This window comes from Frankia sp. QA3, from assembly GCF_000262465.1.
Taxonomy (GTDB): Bacteria; Actinomycetota; Actinomycetes; order Frankiales; family Frankiaceae; genus Frankia.
This window is the reverse complement of the sequence record NZ_CM001489.1, coordinates 2,166,597-2,192,970: the sequence shown is the minus strand read 5'-3', so window position 1 is coordinate 2,192,970 and position 26,374 is coordinate 2,166,597. Positions and strand designations below refer to the sequence as shown.

General features: G+C 73.5%; 24 protein-coding genes and 1 pseudogene. 19 read left to right on the top strand and 6 right to left on the bottom strand.

The window, feature by feature from the left end:
• Positions 1–2: 2 nt before the first annotated feature.
• Together FRAQA3DRAFT_RS08950 and FRAQA3DRAFT_RS08945 are read left to right on the top strand one after the other, a co-directional pair.
• The gene (locus FRAQA3DRAFT_RS08950; protein ID WP_009738740.1) at positions 3–701 is read left to right on the top strand and encodes a hypothetical protein; all 699 of its coding nucleotides are present in this window, start codon (positions 3–5) and stop codon (positions 699–701) included.
• Between the two features lie 360 nt (positions 702–1,061).
• Entirely contained in the window at positions 1,062–1,805 is a 744-nt protein-coding gene (locus tag FRAQA3DRAFT_RS08945) for a class I SAM-dependent methyltransferase (protein ID WP_009738739.1), read from the top strand.
• Between the two features lie 996 nt (positions 1,806–2,801).
• Here the strand turns inward: FRAQA3DRAFT_RS08945 and FRAQA3DRAFT_RS36955 are convergent.
• Both FRAQA3DRAFT_RS36955 and FRAQA3DRAFT_RS36950 read right to left on the bottom strand, forming a co-directional pair.
• Positions 2,802–3,035, bottom strand: a complete 234-nt coding sequence (locus FRAQA3DRAFT_RS36955; RefSeq protein WP_232291982.1) for a hypothetical protein — start codon at positions 3,033–3,035, stop codon at positions 2,802–2,804.
• A gap of 259 nt (positions 3,036–3,294) precedes the next feature.
• Positions 3,295–3,441, bottom strand: coding sequence for a hypothetical protein (locus FRAQA3DRAFT_RS36950; protein WP_232291981.1), 147 nt, complete (start codon positions 3,439–3,441; stop codon positions 3,295–3,297).
• A gap of 942 nt (positions 3,442–4,383) precedes the next feature.
• Here FRAQA3DRAFT_RS36950 and FRAQA3DRAFT_RS08935 point away from each other — a divergent pair.
• On the top strand, positions 4,384–6,729 hold the full coding sequence (locus FRAQA3DRAFT_RS08935) for an efflux RND transporter permease subunit (RefSeq protein WP_009738738.1): 2,346 nt from the start codon (positions 4,384–4,386) through the stop codon (positions 6,727–6,729).
• Here the strand turns inward: FRAQA3DRAFT_RS08935 and FRAQA3DRAFT_RS08930 are convergent.
• On the bottom strand, positions 6,657–7,874 hold the full coding sequence (locus tag FRAQA3DRAFT_RS08930) for an EAL domain-containing protein (RefSeq protein WP_009738737.1): 1,218 nt from the start codon (positions 7,872–7,874) through the stop codon (positions 6,657–6,659). The genes FRAQA3DRAFT_RS08935 and FRAQA3DRAFT_RS08930 overlap by 73 nt on opposite strands.
• 222 nt (positions 7,875–8,096) lie before the next feature.
• On the opposite strand from FRAQA3DRAFT_RS08930, the gene FRAQA3DRAFT_RS08925 reads away from it, so the two are divergent.
• Positions 8,097–8,279, top strand: coding sequence for a hypothetical protein (locus FRAQA3DRAFT_RS08925; RefSeq protein ID WP_009738736.1), 183 nt, complete (start codon positions 8,097–8,099; stop codon positions 8,277–8,279).
• Positions 8,280–8,455: 176 nt separating this feature from the next.
• Here the strand turns inward: FRAQA3DRAFT_RS08925 and FRAQA3DRAFT_RS08920 are convergent, their stop codons facing one another.
• Positions 8,456–8,719: a DUF2277 domain-containing protein gene (locus FRAQA3DRAFT_RS08920; protein ID WP_009738735.1), complete on the bottom strand. Its 264-nt coding sequence runs from the start codon at positions 8,717–8,719 to the stop codon at positions 8,456–8,458.
• A 289-nt stretch (positions 8,720–9,008) separates the two neighbouring features.
• Between FRAQA3DRAFT_RS08920 and FRAQA3DRAFT_RS08915 the strand changes: the two genes are divergently transcribed.
• The 5 genes and pseudogenes from FRAQA3DRAFT_RS08915 (at position 9,009) to FRAQA3DRAFT_RS38000 (ending at position 12,870) form a co-directional block, all read left to right on the top strand.
• Entirely contained in the window at positions 9,009–9,497 is a 489-nt protein-coding gene (locus tag FRAQA3DRAFT_RS08915) for a hypothetical protein (RefSeq protein ID WP_051054216.1), read from the top strand.
• Between the two features lie 326 nt (positions 9,498–9,823).
• Positions 9,824–10,672 (top strand): annotated as a pseudogene (locus FRAQA3DRAFT_RS38570) (NAD-dependent epimerase/dehydratase family protein); the annotation flags it as partial.
• Positions 10,673–10,746: 74 nt separating this feature from the next.
• Positions 10,747–11,169, top strand: coding sequence for an NAD(P)-dependent oxidoreductase (locus tag FRAQA3DRAFT_RS38005; RefSeq protein WP_063820785.1), 423 nt, complete (start codon positions 10,747–10,749; stop codon positions 11,167–11,169).
• Between the two features lie 173 nt (positions 11,170–11,342).
• On the top strand, positions 11,343–12,242 hold the full coding sequence (locus FRAQA3DRAFT_RS08905) for an oxygenase MpaB family protein (protein WP_009738733.1): 900 nt from the start codon (positions 11,343–11,345) through the stop codon (positions 12,240–12,242).
• A 502-nt stretch (positions 12,243–12,744) separates the two neighbouring features.
• Positions 12,745–12,870 (top strand): hypothetical protein, encoded by a 126-nt coding sequence (locus FRAQA3DRAFT_RS38000; RefSeq protein WP_255347002.1) that lies wholly within the window; start codon positions 12,745–12,747, stop codon positions 12,868–12,870.
• Positions 12,871–12,876: 6 nt separating this feature from the next.
• Here the strand turns inward: FRAQA3DRAFT_RS38000 and FRAQA3DRAFT_RS08895 are convergent, their stop codons facing one another.
• Positions 12,877–13,356, bottom strand: coding sequence for an SRPBCC family protein (locus FRAQA3DRAFT_RS08895; protein ID WP_009738731.1), 480 nt, complete (start codon positions 13,354–13,356; stop codon positions 12,877–12,879).
• Between the two features lie 362 nt (positions 13,357–13,718).
• On the opposite strand from FRAQA3DRAFT_RS08895, the gene FRAQA3DRAFT_RS08890 reads away from it, so the two are divergent.
• From FRAQA3DRAFT_RS08890 to FRAQA3DRAFT_RS08860, 7 genes are all read left to right on the top strand, one after another.
• Complete coding sequence (locus tag FRAQA3DRAFT_RS08890; RefSeq protein ID WP_009738730.1) at positions 13,719–14,540, top strand: SAM-dependent methyltransferase; 822 nt, start codon at positions 13,719–13,721, stop codon at positions 14,538–14,540.
• Between the two features lie 216 nt (positions 14,541–14,756).
• Positions 14,757–15,875: a glycerol dehydrogenase gene (locus FRAQA3DRAFT_RS08885; protein ID WP_009738729.1), complete on the top strand. Its 1,119-nt coding sequence runs from the start codon at positions 14,757–14,759 to the stop codon at positions 15,873–15,875.
• Positions 15,876–15,936: 61 nt separating this feature from the next.
• The gene (locus tag FRAQA3DRAFT_RS38565; protein WP_035920724.1) at positions 15,937–16,164 is read left to right on the top strand and encodes a putative leader peptide; all 228 of its coding nucleotides are present in this window, start codon (positions 15,937–15,939) and stop codon (positions 16,162–16,164) included.
• Between the two features lie 122 nt (positions 16,165–16,286).
• The gene (locus tag FRAQA3DRAFT_RS08875; protein ID WP_009738728.1) at positions 16,287–17,546 is read left to right on the top strand and encodes a vanadium-dependent haloperoxidase; all 1,260 of its coding nucleotides are present in this window, start codon (positions 16,287–16,289) and stop codon (positions 17,544–17,546) included.
• A gap of 238 nt (positions 17,547–17,784) precedes the next feature.
• Positions 17,785–18,576 (top strand): ABC-2 family transporter protein, encoded by a 792-nt coding sequence (locus tag FRAQA3DRAFT_RS08870; RefSeq protein WP_009738727.1) that lies wholly within the window; start codon positions 17,785–17,787, stop codon positions 18,574–18,576.
• Positions 18,577–18,628: 52 nt separating this feature from the next.
• Positions 18,629–19,450 carry an ABC-2 family transporter protein gene (locus tag FRAQA3DRAFT_RS08865; protein WP_035922609.1) on the top strand — a complete coding sequence of 274 codons (822 nt, stop codon included), beginning with the start codon at positions 18,629–18,631 and terminating at the stop codon, positions 19,448–19,450.
• A gap of 28 nt (positions 19,451–19,478) precedes the next feature.
• Positions 19,479–20,432 carry an ATP-binding cassette domain-containing protein gene (locus FRAQA3DRAFT_RS08860; protein ID WP_009738725.1) on the top strand — a complete coding sequence of 318 codons (954 nt, stop codon included), beginning with the start codon at positions 19,479–19,481 and terminating at the stop codon, positions 20,430–20,432.
• Positions 20,433–20,496: 64 nt separating this feature from the next.
• Here FRAQA3DRAFT_RS08860 and FRAQA3DRAFT_RS08855 read toward each other — a convergent pair whose 3' ends face one another.
• Complete coding sequence (locus FRAQA3DRAFT_RS08855) at positions 20,497–23,655, bottom strand: SpoIIE family protein phosphatase (RefSeq protein WP_009738724.1); 3,159 nt, start codon at positions 23,653–23,655, stop codon at positions 20,497–20,499.
• A gap of 385 nt (positions 23,656–24,040) precedes the next feature.
• On the opposite strand from FRAQA3DRAFT_RS08855, the gene FRAQA3DRAFT_RS08850 reads away from it, so the two are divergent.
• From FRAQA3DRAFT_RS08850 to FRAQA3DRAFT_RS08840, 3 genes are all read left to right on the top strand, one after another.
• A complete protein-coding gene (locus tag FRAQA3DRAFT_RS08850; RefSeq protein ID WP_009738723.1) occupies positions 24,041–24,331 on the top strand; it encodes a WhiB family transcriptional regulator in 291 nt (96 codons plus the stop codon).
• Positions 24,332–24,361: 30 nt separating this feature from the next.
• Entirely contained in the window at positions 24,362–24,835 is a 474-nt protein-coding gene (locus FRAQA3DRAFT_RS08845; RefSeq protein ID WP_009738722.1) for a hypothetical protein, read from the top strand.
• Positions 24,836–24,874: 39 nt separating this feature from the next.
• The coding region (locus FRAQA3DRAFT_RS08840; protein ID WP_009738721.1) for an NAD(P)/FAD-dependent oxidoreductase at positions 24,875–26,374 on the top strand (1,500 nt) is incomplete at its 3' end.

Here is a 26,374-nt window from a genome sequence, read left to right as displayed (position 1 = left end):
TCATGGTCACGACCGCAGTACGCCCGGAAACCGGTGCCACGATCAAACCCGGACCGATGATCACCGTCCCGGCGGACCGTCTGGTGCAGGACGACCAGCTCCGCGACTTCGCCGCGGACAGCGGGCTCGACGGCCCGTTCCTCGCCGACCAGTTCTCGGCCTTCATCGCCCACGAGCGGATGGGGCTCAACCTGCTGCGCACGCTGCACACGCGCACCGACAACCCGGGGCTGCGCAACCGCTACGCCGAGCTGGAGGGCGAGACCTATGAGGCCGTGGGGGAGTGGGAGCGCCTGATCGAGGCCCTGGGCGGCAACCCCCAGTACGCAAGCCCCGCCGGCCGGGCCACCGAGGCGCTCGACGACAAGGTGACCGAGGCTCTTCTGCTGTCCGGTTCCGCCGATCCGCTGACCTTCGAACAGGCCGAGGTGCAGGCGTACCTGGCGGCGGCGAACCAGTGCGTCGCCCAGGCGACACTGCTCGCCGCGTTCGCAGAGGAGGCCGACGACGGCCAGGCGAAGCAGGAGATGACGGCCTCGACCGGCGCCCTGCTCCCGCCGGCGCGCCGGCACGCCGACTGGGCCACCGACACGCTGCGGACGATGGCCGTGGCCCAGGCCAAGCACCCCATGGTCCGCAAGATCGGAGAGGCGGCCGAGCAGATCGTGGACAAGGTCCGCAACGCCGTCACCCCCGGCTGAGGGACCACCTGCGAGGGACCACCGGCGAGGGGCGACCGGGCGAGGGGCGACCAGCCGGTCATCCCTCCGGGTCGGCGGCGCCCTCGGTCTCGAATCCCAACGCACCTAACCATCCCGATGTACCTGATGAGGTGGACAGGTGACTCCGATCGGTGGAGGGTTGGGCGATTCTTTCGCCGCGGCGGAGCGGCTGAATTAATCGGAGGCGAGTGTCGGTGCCGCGGGGGTGCGACGTGCGGCCAGCGAGTTGTCTCATGGAGATCGTTGGTCACCGCTTCGGCGTTGTCTCCCGGGTCGGGAAAACCCGTTGCCTACGGGGATGTGCATGGCTTGACTGATGATGTGCGCGACTATCATCCGATGGACAGCTTCGGCGCCGAGGCGGCGGACGACTACGACACCGTCGTCCGAGGCGACGAGGCGCAGACCGTTGCATTCCTGCACGAGCTCGCCCGGGGCGGGCCGGCCCTCGAACTCGCCATCGGCACCGGCCGGATCGGAATCCCACTCGCGGCCAGCGGCATCCGGGTCGACGGTATCGATCAGTCGCCCGCTATGGTCGCGAAGCTGCGCGCCAAACCAGGCGGAGAGGCCATATCCGTGACGATGGGCGATTTCGCCGACGTCCCGCTGGAGGGAAAATACCGGTTGGTCTTCCTTGTCTACAACACGCTGTTCAACCTCCTGACGCAGGACGACCAGGTCCGATGCTTCGAGAACGTGGCCAGGCACCTCACGCCGGACGGGGTGTTCGTGGTGGAGGCGCTCGTCCCGGCCTTCCTGTTCCGGCTCCGGGACGACCAGTACGTCGACGCGGAGCGCATCGCTACCGACGAGGTGCGCCTAGACGTCGGCCGCCATGATCCGGTGGCGCAGCGGCTCGACGAGAGCCACGTGGTGCTCACCAGCCAGGGGCTGCAACTCCTTCCGATCGTCACCCGCTATGCCTGGCCGAGTGAGCTCGACCTGATGGCACGCATCGCCGGCCTGCGACTGCTCGACCGTTGGGGCGGCTGGGAACGCGAGCCGTTCACGGCGACGAGCCGCAACCACGTGTCCGTCTATGGAGTCCGCAGGCAACCGCCGGCCCGACTGGACTACTGATCTTTAATGTGTGGTGTCGGTTGATGGTTCCTGTTGATGGTTCCCGGGTCGGTCCCGGTGGCGGCGGGTGTTGATCTTTCTCGATGTGGGGCGGTCTCGGTGACTCGGGTGGCCGCAGGGACCGTGGCGTAGGACGGGGTGCCCGTGGCGCACGCTGCCCGGATCGCGGGGAGCCGTTCCACGGTGTGGGTGGTGGCCGGCACTGCCGGGCGGTATCCACCTTCCCCTCCGCCAGGGACGTGCCGGCTACCGGGACCGCGGTAGACACAGCCGTCGGAGTTGCCGCAAGGCCAACCATCGTGATCACTGGGCCGGGGGTGTCGTGGATCATCGGACCCGGGCAGGCTCCCCTCCACCACCGACACTTTCCCGACCACGGCCATCACCCTCCCACCACCCCGTCACCACCGCGTCGTCGTGGCCCACCACCCCAGACACCTGGCAGCCAGACACCACCTGCGTTCCTCACCGACGCGGCGACAGCCACACCCCGAGACCGCACACCCACCCCCGCACAGCCAGCACGACCAGACCCCACACACCCCGGCCACCAGCGATCCACCCGACCCGGCGAATCAAAGATCGGTAAAGCATCGACGGCGCCCGCTGGGGTCAGATGGCCGGCTGCTACCGAGTAGGTCGGGCGCCTGCTGCGCCCGCAGGGGGGCCAGATGCCGTCTGCACCGGCCGGGGGGTCGGGCGCCTGCTGCGCTCGACGTAGGGCCGAAGTCGGGTGCACCCGAGAGAGGGTCACATGTCGGGGGCACCAGGCAGAGGGTCAGATGTCGGCTGTGTCCGGCGGCGGGGTGGGCCAGGTGGGCAGGGCTGTGACGGCGCATCGATCCCGGCGGCGCGACCCCGCTGCGGAGCGTCACCAGACGACGGGCGGCGTCTCCGCTCGGCCGATCGGAGCCCTGAGCGCGTAGCGCAGCTCGGTGGGCGCCACCGTGGGCCGCAGCCCGGACACTTTCTCGATCAGCGCCGTGAGCACCTCGGTCAGCTCGACCCGGGCGAGGTGCGCGCCGATGCGGTGGTGTGCCCCGGCGCCGAGGGTCGGGTTGGGAAGGTCATCGACAGCGGGTGGTAGCGCAGGAGCTCCTTGACGGCGTTGGGCATGCCGCTCGGGTCGGCGACGAGAGCCTTCCAGTGCCACCGCTGGATGAGCAGCGTCGTGACGACGTTTGTGATGACGCCGCCGGTGGTCTCGAACCCGCCGATGAGCAGCGTCATCGCGAGTGAGTGCAGCTCGGTCTCGGTGAGCTTGCCGTTGTCGTCGTCGGCCGCGGCGATGAGGACGGCAAGCAGACCCTCCGGGCTACCGGCGTCACCGGCGCGGCCTTGCGCGCACGCACCAGCTCGCTCATGTACCCGTACAGCGCGCCGAGCCCGGCGGCGGCCTGCTGCGGGCCCAGATGGAACCGGAACAGCGACTCACTCCAGGTCCGGACCTTCTCCCGGTCGAGGCCGGGGACGCCGAGCAGCTGGCAGATCACCTCGATCGGGAGGTGGACGGCGACCCGCGGATGTCGCCAGGCGCGCCCTGGGCCGTCATCGCGTCGATCCGGGTCCGGGCCGTCGCCGCGATCCAGCGCCGCATCCGCTCGATCCGCCGGTGCGCGAAACCCGCGTTGACCATGCGCCGGATCCGGGTGCGCTCCGGGGGTCGAGCCAGGGCAGGGAGTTCGGATCGGGCGTCTGGCCGGCCGTCAGAGGCAGGGAGAAGTCCAGCGTCCTGGGCGGGAGAAGCGGGGATCGGCGAGCAGCGCCCGGGCCGGCGCATAACAGACGATCAGCCAGATCGGGAGCTGACCGGGACCGAAACGCACACGGACGGCGGACGCTTTCCGCGCGAATTTCGCCAGGACTTCGGACGAACGCGGCGAGAACGTTTCGGGAAACGGGGAGAAGGAATTTCCTGATCGTGCTGCACGGCTTCGGTGATCGGCATGGGGATCGGATTTCCTTTCGCCACCAGGGCCGGGGCGAGTGGCCGACCGATCGCGGTATGCCGGTTGGCCGTACGTAGTGAAGATGGTGAGAAAATGGGTGCGGAAGCCGCGTCGGGAAAGCTTGTTGTCAACGTGCTCTGTACACTTCCTATTTTCGGTGGGAGAAGGTCATCCGGCGTGATGTCGGATTGTCGGGCGATGGGCGCCGCCGCCCCGCGGCCGCGGCCCCGCCCGCCCGCCGCCGCATGCATGGTGTCGCGCGCCCCGGCCTCGATGCAGCGCATGCATGGTGTCGCGCGTCCGTTCCGGCACCGCGCAGAGATGGGCGTGACGCGCCCGCTCCGGTGGTGCGTGTGTGGGGGCCGGGCGTCCGTTCCGGCGCCGCGTGGCCGGGTGTCGCCTGCCTGCGCGCGGGTGCCCGTGCCGGTCGGCGTGAGCGCGGCCGGTTCACCCGGACGTGCTGTGATCCCCCGGACACGTAGCCGGCACCCCACCGGAGTGCCCATCTCGCCGTTGCAGATCCGGTTCACGTTGACGCCATGCATGTCCGTGGGCCAGATTGACCCCGCATACGAATCCGACAATCAACCTAAAAGGGCCATAGAGCGGTCCCTGCCGAGGAGTGTGCCGTGACGCTACTGGTCCGCTGGTGCCAGCGGTACCGATGGCTGGTCGTCGCGGTGTGGCTGATATCGCTGATCGCCGCAACGGGCGTCGCCCAGCAGAAAGGTGCCCGGTTCAGCCAGGATCTCGGCGTTACCGGCGCCGAATCGCAACAGGCGATGGATCTGGTGGCCAGCATCATGCCCGACCGGAAACTGCCGGACCTGGAGATGATCGTCGTGCGCGCCCGTGCGGGCGACGTGCAGGCACCCGAGGTGCGGGCGCGGGTCGCCACGATGATCGAGCAGATCGGCAAGCTTCCCGGCGTCGGCGGCGTGTTCGACCCCTACAGCCCGCTCGGCGCCGTGCCGCTCGGCGGCAGCCCCCTGAGCGCGGACGGACACACGGCAATCGTCTCCGTGCTCATGAAGGGCTCGCCGACCTCTCCCGACCTCCCCGCGATGCGCGCGTTGATCGCCACCGCCCGCGACTACGACGGGCCCGATCTCCAGGTCGAGGTCACCGGGCCCGCCACCACCGTGGTCGTGCAGGGGACGATCTCGCCCTGGCCGATCGCACTCGGCATCGGGGTGGCGCTGATCATTCTCTGCCTGGCGGTGCGATCGCCGGCTGCCGTCACCATCTGCGCCGTCACCGCCGGGGCGACGACGGCGGGGGCCCTGGCCGGCGTGACTCTGCTGTCCCGTCAGGCGAACGTCATGCAGCTCGCGCCGTTGCTGGCGCTGGTGCTCGCCTTCGGCCTGAGTCTCGGGTCCGCCCTCGTCATCGTCAACCGCTGCCAGAGCGGCCTGCGTCAGGGGCTGAAGCCCGAGGACGCGGCGCGCGCGGCGATGCGCCATCCCGGCCGGGCGACACTCGCGGGCAGCCTCGGGCTCGCCGTGGTCATGCTCGGCACCAGTGCGCTGCGGCTGAGGGTGTTCGACGGCCTCGCCCTGGCCGGGTTCACCGCCGCCGCCGTGAGCATCCTCGTCGTCGCCACCCTGCTCCCCGCGCTGCTGCGGATCTGCGGGAGTGGCCTGCTGGTCTGGGCCGAGCGGACCTACCTGCTCGCCACCGGAACCGGCCTGCCGGTGCGGCCGGGTCTGCGAGTCTGGTGGGCGGGGATCGTCGGCCGCCATCCCCAGGTGCTGGCCGGCGCCGCGGTCCTGCTGCTCACCGCCCTGGCGCTGCCGGTGGTCGGGCTGCGCCTCGGCGGCACCGACAACGGCGTCGACCCGACGTCGACGACGAGCCGGCGTGCCTACGACCTGATCAGCGAGGAGTACTTCCCCGGGCTCAACGGGCAGCTGATCGTCGTCGCCACGGGCGTGTCTCCCGACCAGCCCGCCGCGCTGCCCCACCTGCTGGAGGCGCTCAACCACACCCCCGGGGTGACGAGAGCCTTCCTCGTCCTGCAGAACGCCCCGACGGCGAGCGCCCTGATCCAGGTGATGCCGAGCGACCCGCCCCGGTCGGCGGCGGCCAGCGACCTCGTGCACCGGCTGCGCAGCTCCACGGTGCCGGCGGCGATCGCGTACACCTCCCTGGAGGTGTACGTCGGCGGCCAGACGGCGATCTTCGAGGACATGTCGGACCGCTTCGCCCGCGTGCTGCCCGCCTTCCTGCTCCTGGAACTGGGTGTGCTCGGGCTCGCGGTCCTGCTCGGCCTGCGCTCGGTGCGGCACAGCCTGGCGATCACCGCGGCCAGCATGCTCGCCCTCGCGGCGACCCTGGGCGTCATCACCTCGGTCTTCTGCAACGGATGGCTGGCCTCCGGGCTCGGCGTGCGCACCGGCCCGATCGAGCCGTTCATCCTCGGCCTCATCCTCATCATCGTGTTCGGGCTGTCGATCGGCATGCACCTGACGCTGCTGAGCCGGTTGCGAGGCTCCGCGGACGCCCCGGATCCCCAGGCCGCGATCAGCAGCCGGCATGCGGACGTCGGTGGTGTCGTCATCACGATCAGCATGATCATGGTTGCGGTGTTCGTGGCGCTCACGACGCAGCAGGTGCGGATGATGAAGCTGCTCGGCGTCGGGCTGTCCGTCGGTGTGATCCTCGACGCGCTCGTGCTGCGGGTGGTGCTGCTGCCCGCGCTCATCCACCTCGTCGGCCTGGATCACCGCCGCGGCGGTGACCCGCCGCCTCCCAACCCCACCGCCGCGCCCCGCCGCGGCCCGCGCCGCCGCCTGCTGCCGGCCGGCGTGCCGATGTCGATGGGGCCCGCCGGCCTGCTCCGCCTGGACATCCCGGCCGCCGGAAGGCGTCCACCCGGCGCTCCGCGTGCCGCGGGCGGTGCTCACTCGCCGGCCGCGACGCAGGCCTCCCGCAGCACGGGGGTGGGGGAGCCGAGCAGAAAGCCCTGGCCGTAGGGGATCCCGGTCTCGCGGGTGGTGAGCAGCTCGCCCGTCGTCTCGATCCCCTCGGCGACCACGCCGCCGCCGATCTCCTCGGCGACGTGCACGAGCGCCGTCGCGACCGCGCGCCGCGCCGGATCGGCGTCGATGCCCTGGGTCAGGCTGCAGTCCATCTTGATGATCTCCGGGCGTAGTCGGACGAGCTGCTCCAGCCCGGCGTAGCCGGCGCCGACGTCGTCGGCGGCGAAGCGGACCCCCAGCCGGCGCAGCCGGTCCAGGTCGCGGGTGACCTCGGGGACGTCGGCGATCCGCTCGTGCTCGGTGATCTCGACCAGGAGGCGCTCCGCGTCGGTCCCAGTGATCATCTCCACCAGGCCGGCCGACAGGGTGGTCGCCGAGGCGTTGACGGCGAGGCCGACGTGCGCGGGGATCTGGGGGAGCACGCCCAGCGCGCGGCGCACCGCGGCGAGCTCCAGCTCGACGGTCAGCCCGACCGCGCCGGCCGCCGCGAACCACTGCGACGTGCTGCGGGATGCGTCCGGAAACCGGGACAACGCCTCCACCCCGATGATCCGCGCCCGTTCCAGGTCGAACACCGGCTGGAAGGCGAGCGCCGGGCCACCGGCGTCGATCAGGCGGCTGACGTCCAGCCAGACCTGGCTGCGCGCCTCCCACATCCGGTGCAGGTCGGTCACGGAGTCGCGCAGGATCTCGGCGAGCATGTGCAGGAAGCGGGCGTCTCGTTCGCGCAGCTCGTGGTGGGGCCGGTGGGCGAGGCAACCGAGCAGACCGTAGATCGCGTGCTCGCCGTCCACGACCGGCACGGCGGCGTAGGAGCGGATGTCCAGCTCGCGTACGACGGGGGAGTCGGCGGTGCGGGGGTCGGCGAGGGTGTCGGGGATGAGCGATGGCAGCTGCCCGCTGAGGACCTGGGCGTACAGGCCGGTCTGTCGCCGCACGGTGGAGCCCTGCGTGATGTGGAAGGATGCGCCGTCGCCGCTGAGGACCTGGACGACGAGCATGTCGCCCTCGATCCGGCCGAGCCAGGCCGCATCCATGTTCAGGCGCCGGCGCAGCACACCGAGCAGCTCGACCACCGCCGCCGACGGCGTGGGAACCTCGGCTGTCGGCCCGAGCAACGAGGCCGCGCCTACCGTCATCCGCCCTCACCTCCCCGCGAGGTGTCTGTTCCCGCGACCGCGTCCGCGCACACGCGCGCCGGCCGCCACCGCGACCCTGGGCGCGGGTAAATGCCCAGCTCATGGGCCTGTGCGTGGTCCGCCGCAGGATTGGAGCAAATTCGGTGCTTTATGCACGCGAGGGCGGGAAGGGGGGGTGTCGAGGGCTTACCACGCCGCAGAGCTACCAGGTGGAGTGACCACGTGACCATGTTCGACAGCTTGTTGCACGGCCTTGACGACCAGGACCGGGACCGGACGCGGGAACTGATCGCCGACAGCGTGGCTTCCGACCGCGCCGATGCGCTCGCGGGTAAGGCGCCGGATCGGCTCGTCGACTCCGGCAGCCGCCGCCGCCGTTCCCGGACCGACGCCCAGCGCCGCTAGCCGCTGGCTACCAAGCCGCCAGCCGGCCCCACGCACCCGGCGCGAGTCAGCGTTCGGTGCCGTCGGGACGGGGCGGGAATCAGCCGTCGCGGCACGTCTCGGCGCGCGGTGGATCCCCGCGGTGACCGCGCCGGACGGCGGTCAGCAGGCGATCGCCGGTTGGCCGGCGGGGGTGGTCAGCGACCCAGCCTGGCGCGTACGTCCGGGCGCCGCAGCGGTGGCACCGTCGAGGGCGGCTGGCGACGCGCCGGAAGCGCCTCGAGCAGCCGGTTCACCGAGCCCGCGACCTCGGCGACGGCGGTTTCGAAGGCGGCGTCCGCCGCGGCTGACGGGCGGCGCAGGCCGCTGATCTTCCGGACGAACTGGCGGGCGGCGGCCTCCACCTCGTCGGCGGTCGCCGGCGGTTCGAGTCCCCGCAGCTCGGTGATGTTGCGACACATACCGCAACGTTAGCGACCGCATCTCCCGCGAGCCCGACGATCCTCGGGGTGCCTGACGCCGGACCGCCGGCGCGTCGGGCCCGAACAGTCCTGGCCGGGGCCGGTCCTTCCCCCGGCCGGGTTCGCCGCCCCCGCCCGCCGCCACCTCAGGGCCATCAGGTTGTGGTCTTCCCCTGAAATCACATACCTCGGGCCGCTGCAGTGGGGGAAAATAACGGGGGGTGCAGTGCCATGCCCATGCACGGAGCGGGGCATGGCGGTACTCACCGTGGAGGGGAGTCGAGCGCTCATGGCGGACGGGTATTACGGCGAGTCGTCAGGTGGGAATCGGGGGGCGGGCCGGCGCGGCGAGCGGTTCGCCCAGGCACGCCGTCTGGCCGGCCAGGCGCGCCAGGACCGCACCACCTCGTGGTACATCCCGCTGGTGATCACGGTGATCGCCGCCGGGGCGTCGTTCGACGCCTTCGGGCGCGCCTTCGGCTTCCTCTACGCCCTCGTGCTGACGGTCGCCTTCGTCGCGCTGACCTGGACGACGATCCGGCTCATGCCGTCGGTGTCCGACGAGCTCAACGTCTCCCGCATCAGCGGGCCGCGCAAGCTGTACGCGGTCGCGAACACCCCTGTGCGCACACGAGGACTGTTCCTGCTCGCCGCCGGGCTGCCCATCGCCATCGCCCTGATCAAGGCGGTCGGGTTCTTCGTGCTCGGCGGGATCCTGCTCGTCGGCCTCGTGGTCGGCGCCGCGCTGGCCGCGGCCTGGGTGTTCGAGCGCCGATAGCCGCCGTCGCGGCCAGTCGGTCAGGCGTCGGCGGCGGATCGGTCGGGGCCGGACCCGGGCGATGCCGGCGCCGGCCGGGTCGCCCAGCGGATGCGGAGACGATTCCGTGACCGGCCAGGCGGCTGACGGTCGCCTCCGTCGCGGGCAGGTACGGCAGCCGCAGCGGCCAGCGGGCCCATCAGCTCGTCGGAGCCGCCGTTGACGGGCACAGCCGCTCCAGGGTGCAAAACGCCTGCGCGACCGAGGCCAGGGTGAGACCGAGGCCAGGGTGAGACCGAGGCCAGGGTGAGGTGGTGCAGGAACCCCGCGTAGGTACGGCCCTCGAAATGGCCAAGAGCCTGTCTCGTGTGGCCGTGCCGGGTACATATCCGATCATGGATGTGTGGGAGAGCAGCCTGGCTGTGCGGCTGGTCCCGGACGAGTTGTGGGAGCTGGTGGAACCGCCGCGGCCTGGTCAGCCCCGGCGCCTGACCGCCGCCCCCCGAGCGGGAACACCGGGGCGGCGGGGGCCCGGCGTCCGGTCATGCGGTGTCACATCCGCTCCGCCCATCTCGTTCCTCCTGTTGAACGGCCGCGTGGGTTGGCTGATGAGGAGGAACGGTCATGCGTGTCATGGTGGCGGGGCGACCGGGGTGATCGGGCGCCAACTGGTGCCGCTGCTGGTCGCTGGCGGGCATGAGGTCGTCGGGCTCGCCCGGACGGCTTCGGTGCGCTCGGCGGAGCTGGAACGGGCGGGGGCTACGTGTGTCGCCGCCGACGCGCTGGACGGGCCCGTGCTGCGGCGCGCGGTGCTCGACGCCGCGCCGGACGCCCTGATCCACCTGCTCACCGCGATCCCGGCCGCGCTCGAACCGCGGCACATGGCGCGCGATTTCGCCTTGACGAACCGGCTGCGCGTCGAGGGAACCCGCAATCTCGTCGCGGCGGCCCGCGAGGCCGGCGTGCGGCGGGTGATCGCGCAGAGCATCGCCTTCGCCTACGACGCCGACGCCGTGCTCGGCCCCGGCCCCCAGCCCGCCGGCGACGCGACGGTGCGCCCGGCCGGTCGCGGCGCCGCCCGTGGCGATCTCGCCCCGGCGACCGAGGACGTGCCCCTGCTGCGCACTCCGCCGCGGCAGTACGCTCCCGTGCTGGCCGCCGTCCATGAGCTGGAACGCCAGGTGACGGCGCCGGAGGTGGGCGGTGTGGTGCTGCGTCTCGGTCACCTCTACGGCCCCCGGGTTCGGCCTTCGACGCGGACGGATCCTTCGTGCGGCAGATCCGGGCCGGCCGGCTGCCGATCGTCGGCGGCGGGACGGCGATGTTCTCGTTCGTCCACGCGCTCGACGCGGCGGACGCGATCATGGCCGCCATCACCCATGACGGCGGCGGGACCTTCAACGTCGTCGACGACGAGCCGGCACCGATGCACGCCTGGGCCACCGAGCTCGCCCGGCTCCTCGACGCACCCCGACCGCGGCGGGTGCCGGCGCCCGTGGTCCGGCTGCTCGCCGGCTCGTGGGCGGAGTTCTTCCTGACCCGGCTCCGCGGCGCCGACAACACCCTCGCCCGCACCGAACTCGGCTGGCGGCCCCGCCACCCCTCCTGGCGCGGGGGCCTCGCCGCCGAGCTTTCCGCCTCCAGCCCTGCTGCGGCGGGAGTGGCGTCGCGGAGAAGTGGACCGTCCGCGTGAGCTGGCCGGTGATGCCGCCGACGATGCTGGACAAGTCGCCGGCGAACCTCGACCGGGTGGTCACCCCCCCACGAACGCCTGACCGTCGCACCTCCACCATCGCCCGGCGGGCGCTCACAACAGGACCGCGCCGCGCTGGTCGAGCGCATCATGGGGTGATGGTGGGTGTACGGATGATCAGTGGTGCCGACGAGGTGCGGGCCTGGCTCGGCGGGCACGTCCTGCAGCGCGTCGCCGGCCCGCAGGGCCCGCGTCGACGGGAGCAGATCTTCGACGCCGCGGGTGAGCGCTGGTTCGCCGAGGACCGGCCGATCCGCCGCGTGCACGCGGACGCGGCGATGTTCGTCGGGGGGCTGCGCGCGCTGCTGTTGCAGTCGCTGCACCCCCTGGCCATGGCCGGGGTGGCCGCGCATTCGGACTTCCGCCACGACCCGTGGGGGCGCCTGCAGCGCACGAGCTTCTTCCTCGCGGCGACGACCTTCGGGCCGGCCGAGGAGGCCGAGCGGGCCGTCGCCCGGGTCCGCGGGGTGCACCGCCGCGTCCGCGGGGTGGCGCCCGACGGGCGGCCCTACGCCGCCGGCGACCCGCATCTGCTGCGCTGGGTACACGTAGCCGAGGTGGACAGCTTCCTTGCCGCCTACCAGCGCTACGGCGCCGGCGGCCCGCTGGACGCCGACGAGCGCGACGCCTACGTCGCCGACGCCGCGACCGTCGCCGACAGGCTCGGCGCCGCCGACCCGCCGCGCACCGAAGCCGAGCTGGCGCGGGCCCTGCGGGAGTTCCGCCCCGAGCTCGCCGGCACCCCCGAGGCCCGGGCCGCCGCCCGCTACCTGCTGCTCAGAGCGCCACTACCGCTCGTGGCGCGGCCCCCCTACGGTGCGCTGGCATCGGCCGCGGTGGGGCTGATGCCCGCCTGGACCCGCTGGCCGCTGCGGCTGCCGTATCTGCCCGCGACGGAGGCGACCGTCGGCCGCCTGGCCGGTCACGGAATCGTCTCGGCCATCCGCTGGGCCACCCGCCCGGCGCCGGCAGCCCCCGGAACCGCCTTCGAACGACCCACCGCCGGCACCTGACCGACCACAGGCGTCGACCGGTGCAAGTCGGTCCACCGCTCACCCAGGCGTGGATGCCGGTGAGGGTGTCGTGGACGCGGTCAGCGATTCCGGCCCGGTCGACCACTCGCCCGCTCGGTGGGTGTGGGGGCTGTGTTGGGCCGAGTCGGCTGCGCCGATCGCCGTACGCGCGTGCTCGACGAGATCGACCGCCCCGCGGTGACCGGTAGCCGAGATCGCCCGGCAGACGTCGGCGATTCGACCCTCCATGATCGATGACGGGACCGCGGTCGTGGTGATCGCCCCGTGGGTCAGGCTGATTGCGGTGTCGGGGTCGCCAGCCTGGGCGTGCGCAAGAGCCAGGTGCAGCACGAAGCCGAGCCGGTCACGGGGTAGGGCGGTGCCGATCAGGTCGATTGCCGACCCGAGATGTGGTGGTGTACAGAGAGTGTTGCTGCGTGATTGCTGAGTCAGTGTCCGTGGAGGGTCCGTCGCCGGCACGCCACCGCTGCCCGCCGAGTTGGTGTTCGGAGCGGGGATGGCCGCGCTGGCTCCGCTCCTCGGGGCGGCGCGGGGCGCACTGGGCGTCCCCGAGGAATACGGCCGCCTCCTGTTCGGCCTGGAGGACCCGGTGTTGACGATGCTCTGATCGAGGTCAGGCGCCGGGGCTGACCAGCCTGTCGAGGTTCGCCAGCGACTTCTCCAGCATCGTCAGCGGCACCACCGGCCAGCTCACCCGGGCCTTCCACTTCTCCGACACGCCGCTCCAGTCGCAGTAGGAGGTCACGTCGGTGGTCCGGTCGTCGACCGGCGCCAGGGCGTAGCCGTAGACGTGGCCGATCGGGGGATGGTCGATCCCGCCGACCGCCCACTCGATCAGGGCGTCCGGCTCGATGTGGGTGACGACGTTGCGAACCCGGTACTTGCCCAGCGGCACGTCGCCGAGCGGCTCGCGGTCCATGTCCATCTCGAAGGTGTCGCCGACGCTCGTCACGCGCCGGGCGTCGCCCGCGGCCACGAGCATGCCCGACCCGTCGATCCGGACGTGCCCGTCGGGATCCGTGACGAGCTCGAAGATCCGACCGGCCGGGGCGGAGATCCGGCGGGTGGTGGAGATGCGCTGCTCGTCGGCCACGGGTGCTCCTTCGCGTCGGGATGGATCCGAGGTGCCGTGCCGCCGGCGATGACCGCAAGCCTGCGGTGACCCGGGTCACGCCTTTACGTTGTATATGCCGTGGGTGGCCGGCGCTCAACCGATTCCGGCGAGGCGCCGCCATGGCGCTGAGCTGCGGTGGCACGCGCCAGAGCGGCGGTTCCCTCGCGCCGGCCGGCCTCGGGAGCCCGTCCCTCGCCTCACCGTGCCCGGGGTGCGCAGCCGCGGGGCGTCGGATCGCTGCCACGGCCCGCAGCGACGTGGTTTCCGCCGACGTATTACCGTCTGCTCGGAAGAGGCGGTTTGGCCAGCCTTGTCGTCCCGTGGACATCCGGAGAGCACCCATGACAGCCGACGCGTCGCCGCAACAGGACCCGCGCGCCCGGATCGACACCTCCGTGCCGCATTCGGCCCGGATCTGGAACTACTGGCTGGGCGGCAAGGACTCCTACCCGGTGGACCGGGTGGCCGGCGACGAGTACCTCAAGATCTTCCCCGGCATCGCCGAGCTGGCGCGCGCCTCCCGCGGCTTCCTCACCCGGTCGGTCACCTGGCTCGCCGCCGAGGCCGGCATCCGCCAGTTCCTCGACATCGGCACCGGGCTGCCCACCGCCGACAACACCCACGAGGTCGCCCAGCGGGCCGCGCCCGAGTCCCGGATCGTGTACGTGGACAACGACCCGCTGGTGCTCGTCCACGCCCGCGCGCTGCTCGTCGGCTCCCCGCAGGGCGCCACCGACTACCTCGAGGCCGACCTGCGCGACCCGGCCGCGGTGCTGGCCGGCGCCGCGCGCACCCTCGACCTCGACCGGCCGGTCGCGCTGATGCTCATGGGCGTGCTGGGCCACATCGCCGACGACGCGGAGGTCCGCCGGATCGTCGACGACCTGCTGGCCCCGCTCGTCCCCGGCAGCTACCTCGTCAGCTACGACGGCACCCTGCCCGAGGGCGGCGGGGAGTTCGACGCGGCCCAGGACGACTACAACGACAGCGGTGCCGTGCCCTACATCCTGCGCACACCGGAGCAGCTCGCCCGCCGCTTCGACGGCCTCGAGCTCGTGCCGCCCGGCGTCGTCCCGCACACCCACTGGCGGCCCGCCCCCACCCCGGACGGCAGCCTTCCCCCGGCCGTCGACGGCTACTGCGGCGTCGCCCGCAAGGCCTGATGCACCCCCGCTTCGAGTAGGGCCCCCAGCCGCCGTCTCGCCTTGAGGCTGCCCGTCCCGCCGCCGGCCCACCCGAGCCCACCCGAGCCCACCCGAGCCCGCCCGAGCCCACCCGAGCCCGCCCGAGCCCACCCGCCCCGCCGCCCCGCCGCCGCTGCCCGCGCGATGCGTCCCGGCGGTGGCGGGCCGGGGTGCGGTGGGGCTACCGTGATCGGCATGCTGGCGGTCTTCGGGGCACCGGGGCGGTACGTGCAGGGCCGCGGCGCGACGGAGGCGCTCGGGGCGGAGATGGCCCGGCTGGGGCTGACCGGGCCGGCGCTCATCGTGACGAGCCCGGCGCCGCGCCGGCTGCTGGCGGCGAGCTGGGCGGCGAGCCTCGACGCGGCGGGCATCGGCTTCGCGGTGCACGCCTTCGGCGGGGAGTGCAGCCGGGCCGAGATCGACCGGGTCGTCGCGGCGGCGCGCGGCCAGGGGGCGCGGGTCGTCGTCGGCGCCGGTGGTGGGAAGGTCCTCGACACCGCCCGGGCGGCCGCGGCGACGCTCGACGTGGCGGTGGTGACCTGCCCGACGACGGCGTCCAGCGACGCTCCGTGCAGCGCGCTGTCCGTCGTCTACACCGACGGCGGCGCCTTCGACCGCTACCTGTTCTACCGGCGTAACCCGGATCTCGTGCTCGTGGACACCGCCGCCGTGGCCCGCGCGCCGGTCCGGCTGCTCGTCGCCGGGATGGGGGACGCGCTCGCCACCTGGTTCGAGGCCCGGACGGTGGGCGAGGCGCGGGCGGCCAACCAGCTCCACGGGGCGCCGACCGCCGCCGCGGGGGCCCTGTCCCGGCTCTGCCACGACATCCTGCTCGCCGACGGGCCGGCGGCGGTCCGCGCGGTCGCCGCCGGCGCCGTGACCCCGGCGCTGGAACGCGTCGTCGAGGCGAACACGCTGCTGTCGGGTCTCGGCTTCGAATCCGGCGGGCTGGCCGTCGCCCACTCGGTGCACAACGGGCTGACCGCCGCCGCCGCGACCCATCCGTACCTGCACGGCGAAAAGGTCGCCTTCGGCCTGCTCGTCCAGCTGGTCGTCGAGGGCCGCCCGGATCGCGAGCTGCGCGACGTGCTGGACTTCTCCGCCGCGGTCGGGCTGCCGACCACCCTCGCCGAGGTCGGTCTGACCGAGCCGGACGGTCCGGGCCTGGAGCGGATCGCCCGCCGTTGTCTCGCCGACGGCGAGACCGCCCATCACGAGCCGTTCCCCCTGGAACCGGCGATGATCGTCGACGCCGTCCGGGCCGCCGACGCCGCGGGCCGCGACCACCGCGCGGCGCGGGTGCCGGCGAGCTGAGGCGGGCGGTCAGCCCAGGGGGTGGACCCAGCGCGTCCACGACGACTGCACTTCCATCCCGGTGGAAGGTGAGTTCGCCGAGGTGGAGGCGGTTGTCCAGGACGCAGCGGACCTGCTGCCCGGCCGGCCGGCCTTCACGAGATTGACCGCCGTCGTCGAGGACATCTCGGTTTCGCCGTACGGCCGACGTCATCCGTGCGAGAGTGCACGGGTGCAGCGTTACCTCCTCGTGAGTCGGCCGCATATCGACCTCCAGCGAGTGACGAGCGCGGCCTGTCGCCGGATCTGACACCCCCGGGCCGTTTCGCGCGCGGCCGGCGCCCGTAGGCGTCGCCGCACCCCTCACTCGCTTTCGCGGAGACGATTGTGTTCTCTTCACGTGTGGTAGTACGTGCAACAGCTCGGGCGCGCGTGCGCTCGGTCGCCGTCACCGTCGCCGTCACGCTGGCCGCCGCGACGATCACGGTCCTGGGCCCGGCCGGAACGGCGGCGGGCGCGCAGGGCTCGGACGCGGCAACGGGCTCCGACGTCGTCCTCACCTGGTACGACGTCACGGCGGACACCGTCGCCGCCGCGGCCCTGCCCACCCAGGTCACCAACAGCCGGATCTGGGCGGTCGGCTGGCTCGCCGCCGACCGTGCCCTCACCGCCCATCCAGGGTCGACTGGCCGCACCTTCGCCACCTCCGCGTTCGCGACCGCACTGCACGACAGCCTCGTCGCGCTCGTCCCCGCCCGCGCCGCCCACCTCGACGCCGCCCTGGCTGCCACGCTGCGCCAGCTCCCCGACAACCACGACAAGGACGCCGGCATCGACGCTGGTCAACGCTCCGCCCGCGCGCTGGTCGCCGAACGTGCCGGAGACGGACTCGACGTCGCCTCGGTCAACGCCCCCTACAGCCCACCGCCGCCGGCCCCGGGCGTCTGGCGGCCCACACCCCCCGCGTACGCCCCGGCGGTGCAGTCCGGGCAAGGCCGGGGACGAACGTTCCTGCTCGGACCGGCCAACCGGTTCCGCCCCGGGCCACCGGCCCCCCTCGGATCGGCGCAGTACCGCCGCGACCTCGCCGAAATCCGCGCGGTCGGAGCCGCCGACAGCACCGTGCGCACTCCCGCCCAGACCGACGTCGCGAAGTTCTGGGCCCAGGCCTCCCTCGCCGGCTACACCCCCATCCTGCGCGGCCTGCTCGCCCAGACCGGCGGACGGCCGCTCGGGTGGCAGGTCCACCTCGTGGCCACGTTCCACGAGGTCACCGTCGACGCCCAGATCGCCGTCTACGACGCGAAATACGTCTACGTCCGCTGGCGCCCCGTCACCGCCATCCGTGCGGCGGACACCGACGGCGACCCCACCACCGCGCCCGACCCCACGTGGACGCCGCTGACCACCACGCCGGCACACCCCGAGTACCCCAGCGGGCACTCCACCTACGCCGGCGCCGCGCAACGCGTGCTCGAGGCGTTCACCGGCCCCGGGCCCCTCCAGCCGATCACGGTGACCAGCGCAACCGCGCCGGGCGTCAGCAGGACCTACGCCTCGTGGCGGCAGGCGACCAACGACAACATCAACGCCCGGGTCTGGGAGGGCATCCACTTCCGCGGCACCGACATCACCGGCGCGGAACTCGGCCGAAGCGTCGCCTCCTACGACCTCCACCTGCTCGGACTTTGACGATGACCATGCCTGCAATGGCAGCCACCGGTCTGCGACCAGTTCACCGCGCGCGAACCGGTGGCCCTGTGGCGACGCCGGCTCGGGCTGCCACGTCGCCGGTGGCCTCCGCGCGCTGACCAGGTCGATGACGCGCGGCGCGGGCGGCGCTGTCAGGCCCGGGCGGGGTGCGCCGGGTTGCGCGGGGTTACGGCGTGTTGCGGCGGCCTGTGCTGCAGGTCCTTCGACGCGCGCGACGGTGCGGGTGTACTGGCGTCTGCTGAGGGCGGGGTTTCGTCGCCAGTCCGCCTACCGGCTGGCGGCGTTGGGCGGGGTGGCCGCGAACGCGACGTTCGGGCTGCTCAAGGTGGAGGTACTGTTCGCGACGGTGCGCGCGGCGGGCGGCGACCTGGCCGGGTACGACGTCGGGCGGATGAGCACCTACATCTGGCTTTCCCAGGCGCTGCTCGGCTCGGTCAACCTCTCCGGCCGGACCGACATCGCCGACCGGATCAAGGACGGCCGGGTCGCCGTCGACTTCCTGCGCCCGCTGGACGTGCAGGCCGCCGAGATCACGATCGAGGTCGGGCGGGCGCTGTTCGCGCTGATCCCGCGGGGGATCCCGATGCTCGTGATCGGCGTGTTCGTCGGGATGGCGCAGCCCGGGTCGTTCGCGGCGTACCCGCTCGGCGCGGTGAGCCTGCTGCTCGGGATCGTGATCTCCGTCGCGACCGCCTACCTGGTCGGGGTCGCCGGCTTCTGGCTGGTGGAGACCCGCGGCCTGCAGGTCTTCTACCTGGTGGTCTCGGGGTTCCTGGCTGGGCTGTTCGTGCCCATCCGGCTGTTCCCGCGCTGGTTGTGGCTCGCTGCCCAGGCGACGCCGTTCCCGTCGATGATGACGTACCCGATCGACATCCTCGCCGGCCGCGTTGGCCTCGCCGGCGCGCTCACCCTGCTCGCGGCGCAGCTCGCGTGGCTGGCCGGCGTCGGCGGGCTCGGCCAGGCGCTGACCCGCGCCGGCCGGCGCCATCTCGAGGTGCAGGGTGGCTGAGGCGCGCGGTGTCGAGGCGCGCGGTGTCGAGGCGCGCGGTGCCAGGTACGGCGTGGCTGAGGGGCTCACTCTGCGAGTCCGGCTGCGTCCCTACCGGGTGGTGCTCGCCGCTCGGGCCAGTTCTCAGACCTCCTACCGGGCGAACTTCGTCATCGACCTGGTCAGCTCGCTGCTGTCCGCCCTCGTCGAGCTGGCCGAGATCTGGGTGCTGTTTCATGCGGTGACCCGGCTCGGCGGACTGGAGTTTCACCAGATCCTGCTGGTGTTCGGCCTTGCTGACCTGGCCTTCTCCCTCGCCGACCTGGCCTTCGGGCACTGCGACAACCTGCCCACGTACCTGCGCGCCGGCACCCTCGATGTGTTCTACCTGCGGCCGCAACCATTACTGCTGCAGCTGGTCACCAGCGACATCAGCCTGCGGCGGCTGGCGCGCGCGGCCGTCGGTCTGGCGGCGCTCGGCGCCGGCCTGGCCGTCAACGACGTCGCCTGGGGCGTGGGCAGCGTGGCGCTGCTGGTGGTCGCCCTGGTCAGCGGCTGCGCGACGTTCGCGGCGATGTTCGTCCTGGCGGGAGGCCTGCAGTTCTTCCTCGTCGATGGCGAGGAGATGACCAACGCGTTCGTCTACGGCGGTCGCTATGCCGCCACCCAGCCGGCGTCGGTATGGTCGCGACCCCTCCAGGCAGTGTTCGGGTACTTCTTCCCGATGGCCTTCACCGGTTTCCTGCCGACGCTGCGGCTGCTCGGCCTGCCGGCACCCGCGTGGCTGCCGACGTGGCTGGGCTGGTGCGGACCGCTCGCCGCGCTCTGGGCGTGGGCGATGGCGCTGCTGTGCTGGCACTGGGGCGTGCGGCACTACCGCGGCGGCGGTGGATGAGGCAGACAGTGGACGGAGGGGACGGCGGATGAACGCGATCGTCGAGACCGCGGGACTGACCCGGGAGTTCACCGTGCGTGACGGGCCGCGCCGGCGGCGGCTGACCGCCGTCGAAGACCTGACTGTACGGATCGAACCCGGCGAGGCGGTCGGCTACATCGGTGCCAACGGGGCCGGCAAGTCCACCACGATCAAGATGCTGACCGGCATCCTCGTGCCTACCCGCGGCACGGTGACCACCTGCGGGCTGCGCCCGGTCAAGGACCGGCGCCGGCTCGCCCGCCGGGTCGGGGTCGTGTTCGGGCAGCGTTCCCAGCTGTGGTGGGACCTGCCGGTGCGCGAGTCGTTCCGGATTCTGGCCGCGATCCACGCCCTGCCCGCCGCCATCGAGCGTGCCCGCACCGAGGAGCTGGTCGAGCGGCTCGAGATGGCCGACTTCCTGGCCACCCCGGTCCGTCAGCTGTCCCTGGGCCAACGGATGCGCGCCGAGGTCGCGGCCGCGCTGCTGCACGCCCCCCGGCTGGTGATCCTCGACGAGCCCACGATCGGCCTCGACGTCCTGTCCAAGCAGCGGCTGCGGGAGTTCCTCATCGCCAAGCGTCGTACCGACGGCACGACGCTGCTGCTGACCACCCACGACATGGGTGATATAGAACGCCTGTGTGATCGTGTCCTGGTCATCGACCACGGCCGGCTGGCCTACGACGGCGACCTGGCCGGCCTCGGGCGGACCACCGGCGCCGAGCGGGTGCTCGTCGTCGACCTCGCCGAGCCGTCCCCGGACCTGATCGGGATCGGCGTGGCCCGCCACCTGTCCAGTGAGGCGCACGGCCTGCGCCAGCGCCTCGCGTTCGACGCGGAAACCACCACCGCTGCCCGCGTGTTCGCGGCGGTCGCCGAACGGGCCGAGGTCCTCGACTTCACCGTCGAGGAGCCCGACATCGAGGACGTCGTCCGCCGGATCTACGCCGCCCGCCGCTGACCGCCGAAACCGCCGAACCAAGGTCCACCTGCCCCATGGTCGCCCCGTGGGCGGCCCGGGACGGTCAGCCCAGGCGGACGGCGAGCAGGGCGGTGTCATCCTCGTGATCGGCGTCCCGACCGAGCGCGGCCAGCGCCCGGTCGCAGACCTCCTCGGGGGTGCCCTGCGCCGCGGCCCCCGCCCGCAGCAGCTCCATCCCCTCGTCGACCGGCCGGCCGCGGTCCTCGACGAGGCCGTCGGTGAAGAACAGCAGGGTGCTGCCCGGCTCCACCTGCAGCTCCGTCTCGGGATAGTCCGGCAGGCCGGCGCTCAGCGGCGGCCCGGGTTCGACGAGCAGGTAGCGGGCCGGCGCCTTCGGGGGGATCAGCAGCGGGGGCAGGTGCCCGGCGGAGGCGAGGACGAGCCGGCCGTCGTCGGGATCGAGCAGCGCGAACGCCGCCGTCGCGATCCGGCCCTGCTCGAGCCGGTTGGCGGCCGCGTCGAGCAGGGTGAGCACGACCGCGGGGCTGGTCTGGGCGACCGCGTGGGCGCGCACCGCGGCGCGCAGTTGACCCATGGCCGCCGCCGCGTGGATCCCGTGCCCCATCACGTCGCCGATGACCAGCGCGATCCGGCCGTCGTCGAGGGGCAGCACGTCGTACCAGTCGCCGCCGACCAGGGCCCCGGCGCTGCCGGGCAGGTAACGCCAGGCGAAGGCGAGTCCGGGGATCTCCGGCAGGCGCTGGGGCAGCAGGCTGCGTTGCAGCGTGACCGCGGTCCGCCGCTCCTGCTCGTACTGGCGGGCGTTGCCGATCGCGACCGTCGCCCGGTCGACGAGCTCGGCGACCACTCGTTGCTCGTCGTCCTCGTAGGCGTGGCCCTCGGCGGCGACGAGGCCGACCGCCGCCACCGGCCGACCGCCGAGCACCATCGGAAGCGCCAGCCGCGTGCCGTCCGGGGAACGCACCGGCCGGCCGGTGCGTAGCGCCTGCGTCATGCCCCCACTGTCCGGGACCGCCCGGCTGCCCCGCCAGCCGCGGAGCGGATCGGTGGACGGACCCCGAGCCGGGACAGCGGACGAGGCGTGGACCGGGACGACGGACGGGTCCTGAGCCGGGACGGTCGGCGGCGGGTCGGCGCGGTCGGTGACGGCGACGATCTCGACGCCACCCTCCTCGTCGAACCGGCACGCCGCCGCCCGCCCCGCATGCCACGGCACGAGCAGGGCGACGAGGTGCTCCAGGATGCGTCGGGTGTCCAGGGTGGAGGTGAACAGGTCCGTCGCGGCGGCGAACAGGGCGGTGCGTTCCCGGGCCTCCCGCTCGACGGTGAACAGCCGGGCCCGTTCCAGCGCCAGCGCCGTCTGCGTCGCCAGCGCCTGGACGAAGGTCCGCTCGTCGTCGTCGAACAGGCGGGAGTGGTCGAAGGAGAACCGCAGTGCGCCGAGGGTGCGGTCACCGACGAACAGCGGCAGCACGCACATCGACACCGCCGTGGGCTCAAGCTCGGCGAGGTCGGGGTAGCGGGCGTCGCGCTCGCGGCGCGACTCCAGCCAGACCGGCTCGCCGCTGCGCAGCGCGTCCATCGCCGGCAGCCGGTCGTCGAGCCGCTCGGCGCGCAGCGCCGCGATCATGCTCTCGCCGTAGCCGACCGCCCCGGGGATCGCCAACCGCCCGGAGCCCTGCGGGACCATCAGCACCCCGCCGCTGGCGCCGAGCGCCTTCGCGCCCTGCGAGACGACGGCGGCGGCGACCTGCTCCGGGGTGGTCGCCCGGGCCAGGGCGGCGGTGACCCGCTGCAGGCGGGCGGAGCGCTCCGCGATGCGCTGGGCGGCCACGACCACGTCGAGGGTGTCGAGCAGGTACTGCTCGAAGCTGCGGGTCGTCACCGTGCCCTCGCCACGTTCGGCGGCGCGCAGCTGTTCGACCAGCGAACCGATGTACCACCGCCGGAACGCCACATGCTGGGGCGGGGACTCGACGGTGAGCAGCCTGGCGGCGCGGGCGTAATCCTCGATCTCCTCCAGCGCGGCCAGGTACTGTTCGGCGTCGGTTGCCGTGCTCAGCGGGAGGACCAGCTCCAGCGGGGTGCGTGGCCGTCCGGCCGACGAGGCCGCCAGCGCCTGCCGTTTGATCGCCTGGCGCGGCCCGGTGAACCGGGTCGTGACCGTCCCGAGCAGTTCGGCCAATCGCTCGGGGACGGCCGCGCTGGCACCGGACGCCGCGCCGCTCGCGGCCAGCGCGAACTCGCGGACCAGCCCGTCGACGTGGTGCTTCGCCGCGAGCAGGAGATCGGTGGGCACGTCGCCGAGGCGGACGAGGTGCCCCGGCGACGACGTGGGCTGCCCGCTCGCGGACAGGATGATCGTGCCGACGCCGCGCAGGCCGCTCATGCCCCTGATCCCGACCGTCTGCGCCCCGCCGTTGTCCGCGGAACCGCCGGCGTCCGTGGAGCCGGCGGGAGAACCGGTCGCCCCGACGCCGCCGACGGTGTCCGGCCGCCGAGCCGGCACGCGGCGGGCGGCTCCGCCGGCGCGCGCCCGCCCCGGGGGAGTCCGACCGCCGGTGTCCGGGGCGTCCGGCCGGCTCTCGCCCGCGACGTCGCCGTCCCCGGCGAACTCCGCCCACACGATCTTGCCTGCGGCCACCGGCTGGACTCCCCACCGGGTGGCCGAGGCCGCGACCAGTGTCATTCCCCGCCCGGTCAGCCCGTCCCCGCCGGCCGGGGGGCGAAGCGGCATCGTCTGGCTGGAGTCGCTGACCTCGACCCGCAGCGACGCCCCGCCGGTGAGGATCCGCACCTCGATCGGGGCGGCCCCATGCAGCAGCGCATTGGTCGTCAGTTCGCTCAGGACGAGGCGGACGTCGTCCACGGCCGGCTCCCACCGGGTGCCCGCCAGCATCCGGACGGCCAGCCTGCGCACCTGGTCGACCCCGCCGGAACGGCCGTCGAGACGCACCGTGGCGCGGTCGCTGCCGGCGGCAGCATCCCCGGCGGCAGCATCCCCGCCACCGGCATCCCCGCCACCGCGGCCCGCCGCGCCGCCCCCGGGATCATCCATCTGCCCGGGAACCGCAGCCGGTCCGCCTTCGCCGTGCCCGTGCCCGCCGTGCCCGTGCCCGCCGTGCCCGTGCCCGCCGTGCCCGTGCCCGCCGTGCCCGTGCCCGTCGTGCCCAGGTCTGTCGCGCCCGTGCCCGCCGTGCCCGCCGGTGACGGCGTCGCCGAAATCGCTGTGCCTGCCCACCCTGCCGGCCTCCCGTCCGACCGACCACTCCTGAGGTCGGCCAACCCTGATGTCGGCCAACCCTGATGCCGGGCAACCCTGACGGCCCGACGAGACGCGGCCCTTCACCGTGCCTCTCGGCGAGGTCCAGCATGCCAGACAAGTCGGTGTTGCCCTGGGCGATGCCGCCCGAACCGGCTGCCCGCGGGCCGGCGCCGACCGTCGCCCCGAGGCGGGTCGGACCAGGTCCTGATGCCTGACGTGCCGTCCTGACGGGCGCGGTCGGCATGCTCACGGCAGCCTACGAACGACCGCCGCGGGTTTCCGCGGGCGGGCGGGGGAATAGGCACCTCGCGCCGCGTGGCGCCCATGACCGTCATCCCGCTCATGTCGGAGAGGCCGCACCATGCCGGTATTGACTCCCACGCACCGCACCCTGTCACCCGAGGTCGACGTTCCTCCGCTCGCGTCCTGGCGTTCCGAGGGCGCCTGCGGTGCGGGCGATATCGATCTGTTCTTCGCGCCGGACGGCATCCCCCGCCGGGAACGCGCCCGCCGGGAGGCGGCCGCGAAGGCGATCTGTGGTCGGTGCCCGGTGCGGCGGGAATGCCTGCGGTACGCCCTGCGCACCGGCGAGCAGTTCGGTGTCTGGGGCGGGCTGAACGAGGGGGAACGGGCTCGCCTCGGCCGGGGGTGAGGCGGCCGGGAGCGAGGAGGGAGAAGTATCATGCATCCGGTGCGAGGGCTGCTGGCAGGCGCGGCCGCCGGGGCCGCGGGGACGACCGCGCTCAACGCCGTCACCTACCTGGACATGGCCTGGCGGGGACGCCCGGCGAGCGACACCCCGCAACGGTCGGTGGAGTCCCTGGCCGCCCGTGTCGACGTCGACATTCCCGGCGCGGGGGACACCCGGGCCAACCGGCTGCAGGGGCTCGGGCTGCTGGCGGGCCTGGCGACCGGGGTGCTCACCGGCGCGCTCGCCGGGGTGCTGCGGGCCTTCGGGCTGCGGCCGGGCCCGCTGGCCGGGGCCGTGCTCACCGGCGCCGGCGCGATGGGTGCCGCCGACGGGTCGATGACGGCTCTGGGGGTCAGCGACCCGCGCACCTGGGACGCCGCCGGGTGGGCGGCCGACGCCGTGCCGCATCTCGCCTACGGCCTGGTCACGGACCTCACCCTGCGCGCCCTGACCCCGACGCCGTGACGCCGGCGCCCGGACCCCGGTAGGCGGGCGCAGCCGACCATGACGGACGCGGTGGTGATCGGCGCGGGTGTGAACGGCCTGGTGGCCGCGAACCTGCTCGCCGACGCGGGGTGGGACGTCGTCGTCTGCGAGGCGGCCGGCGTCCCCGGCGGCGCCTGCCGCTCCGCGCAGGTCACCGCCCCGGGGTTCGTCACCGATCTGTTCAGCGCCTTCCATCCGTTCGCCGCGGCGAGCCCCGCGCTGCGCCGCCTGGACCTGCCCGCGCAGGGCCTGGAGTGGTGCCGGGCGCCGCAGGTGCTGGCCCATCCCACCCCCGACGGACGCTGCGCGCTGCTGTCGATGGACCCGGCCCGCACCGCGCGGTCCCTCGACGACTTCGCCCCGGGCGACGGCGCCGCCTGGCGGGCGCTGGTGGACCGGTGGGCGCCGCTGCGCGAGCCCCTGCTCGACGCGCTGTTCACCGCGCCGTTCCCGCCGCTGCGTGCCGGGCTGCGCCTGGCCCGCCGCCTCGGCGCCGCCGACGGGCTGCGCTTCGCCCGCTTCGCCACGCTCGGCGTGCGCCGCTTCGCCGAGGAGGAGTTCACCGGCGAGGGCGCCGCGCTGCTGCTCGCCGGCAACGCGATGCACGCCGATCTCGGCCCGGAGACGGTCGGCTCGGCGCTGCTCGGCTGGCTGCTGACCATGCTCGGCCAGGACGTCGGCTTCCCCGCGCCGCGCGGCGGAGCCGGGCGGATCCCCGACGCGCTGGTCCGCCGCCTGCGCGAACGCGGTGGTCGGCTACGCACCGGCGCGGCGGTGCGGGCCGTCGAGGTGCGCGGCGGGCGGGCCCGCGGCGTCCGGCTGGCCGACGGCACCCCGCTGGCCGCCCGCCGGGCCGTGATCGCCGACGTCGACGCGGTGTCGCTGTACAGCAACCTGGTCGGCGCCGGCCAGCTGCCCGCCCGCCTGCTCGACGACCTGGCCCGCTTCCAGTGGGACCATGCCACCATAAAGATCAACTGGGCGCTGTCCGGACCGATTCCCTGGGCGGATCCGCGGTGCGCGCAGGCCGGCACCGTCCATCTCGGTGGCACCCTGGACGACCTCAGCCGCACCGCGGCGCAGCTTGCCCGCGGGCTGGTGCCCGCCGACCCGTTCTGCGTGCTCGGGCAGATGACCACGACCGATCCCACCCGCTCCCCGCCGGGCACCGAGAGCGCCTGGGCCTACCTGCACGTCCCGCAGTGTCCGCGGGGCGACGCCGGGGGAGCGGGCCTCGCCGGGCCGTGGGACGACGAGGCGGTGGCGCGCGTCGTCGAGCGGGCCGAGCGCACCGTCGAGGCGGCCGCCCCCGGGTTCGGCGCCCGGGTGCTGGCGCGCCACGTGCAGTCCCCGGCTGGCCTGCAGACCTCGGACGCGGTGCTGCGCGGCGGTGCGGTGCACGGCGGGACGGCGGCGCTGCACCAGCAGCTCGTCTTCCGCCCGGTACCGGGGCTCGGTCGACCCGAGACGCCCATCGCCGGTCTGTACCTGGGGTCGATGTCGGCCCATCCCGGCGGC

Coding starts and splice junctions, on each gene's coding strand:
- FRAQA3DRAFT_RS08890 (WP_009738730.1), top strand. CDS start 13,719: ATGACAGCCGACGCGTCGCCGCAACAGGACCCGCGCGCCCGGATCGAC.
- FRAQA3DRAFT_RS08850 (WP_009738723.1), top strand. CDS start 24,041: ATGCCGGTATTGACTCCCACGCACCGCACCCTGTCACCCGAGGTCGAC.
- FRAQA3DRAFT_RS08915 (WP_051054216.1), top strand. CDS start 9,009: ATGGCGGACGGGTATTACGGCGAGTCGTCAGGTGGGAATCGGGGGGCG.
- FRAQA3DRAFT_RS08905 (WP_009738733.1), top strand. CDS start 11,343: ATGATCAGTGGTGCCGACGAGGTGCGGGCCTGGCTCGGCGGGCACGTC.
- FRAQA3DRAFT_RS36955 (WP_232291982.1), bottom strand. CDS start 3,035: ATGACGCTGCTCATCGGCGGGTTCGAGACCACCGGCGGCGTCATCACA.
- FRAQA3DRAFT_RS36950 (WP_232291981.1), bottom strand. CDS start 3,441: ATGGTCAACGCGGGTTTCGCGCACCGGCGGATCGAGCGGATGCGGCGC.
- FRAQA3DRAFT_RS08945 (WP_009738739.1), top strand. CDS start 1,062: ATGGACAGCTTCGGCGCCGAGGCGGCGGACGACTACGACACCGTCGTC.
- FRAQA3DRAFT_RS08930 (WP_009738737.1), bottom strand. CDS start 7,874: ATGACGGTAGGCGCGGCCTCGTTGCTCGGGCCGACAGCCGAGGTTCCC.
- FRAQA3DRAFT_RS08845 (WP_009738722.1), top strand. CDS start 24,362: ATGCATCCGGTGCGAGGGCTGCTGGCAGGCGCGGCCGCCGGGGCCGCG.
- FRAQA3DRAFT_RS08860 (WP_009738725.1), top strand. CDS start 19,479: ATGAACGCGATCGTCGAGACCGCGGGACTGACCCGGGAGTTCACCGTG.
- FRAQA3DRAFT_RS08920 (WP_009738735.1), bottom strand. CDS start 8,719: ATGTGTCGCAACATCACCGAGCTGCGGGGACTCGAACCGCCGGCGACC.
- FRAQA3DRAFT_RS08885 (WP_009738729.1), top strand. CDS start 14,757: ATGCTGGCGGTCTTCGGGGCACCGGGGCGGTACGTGCAGGGCCGCGGC.
- FRAQA3DRAFT_RS08950 (WP_009738740.1), top strand. CDS start 3: ATGGTCACGACCGCAGTACGCCCGGAAACCGGTGCCACGATCAAACCC.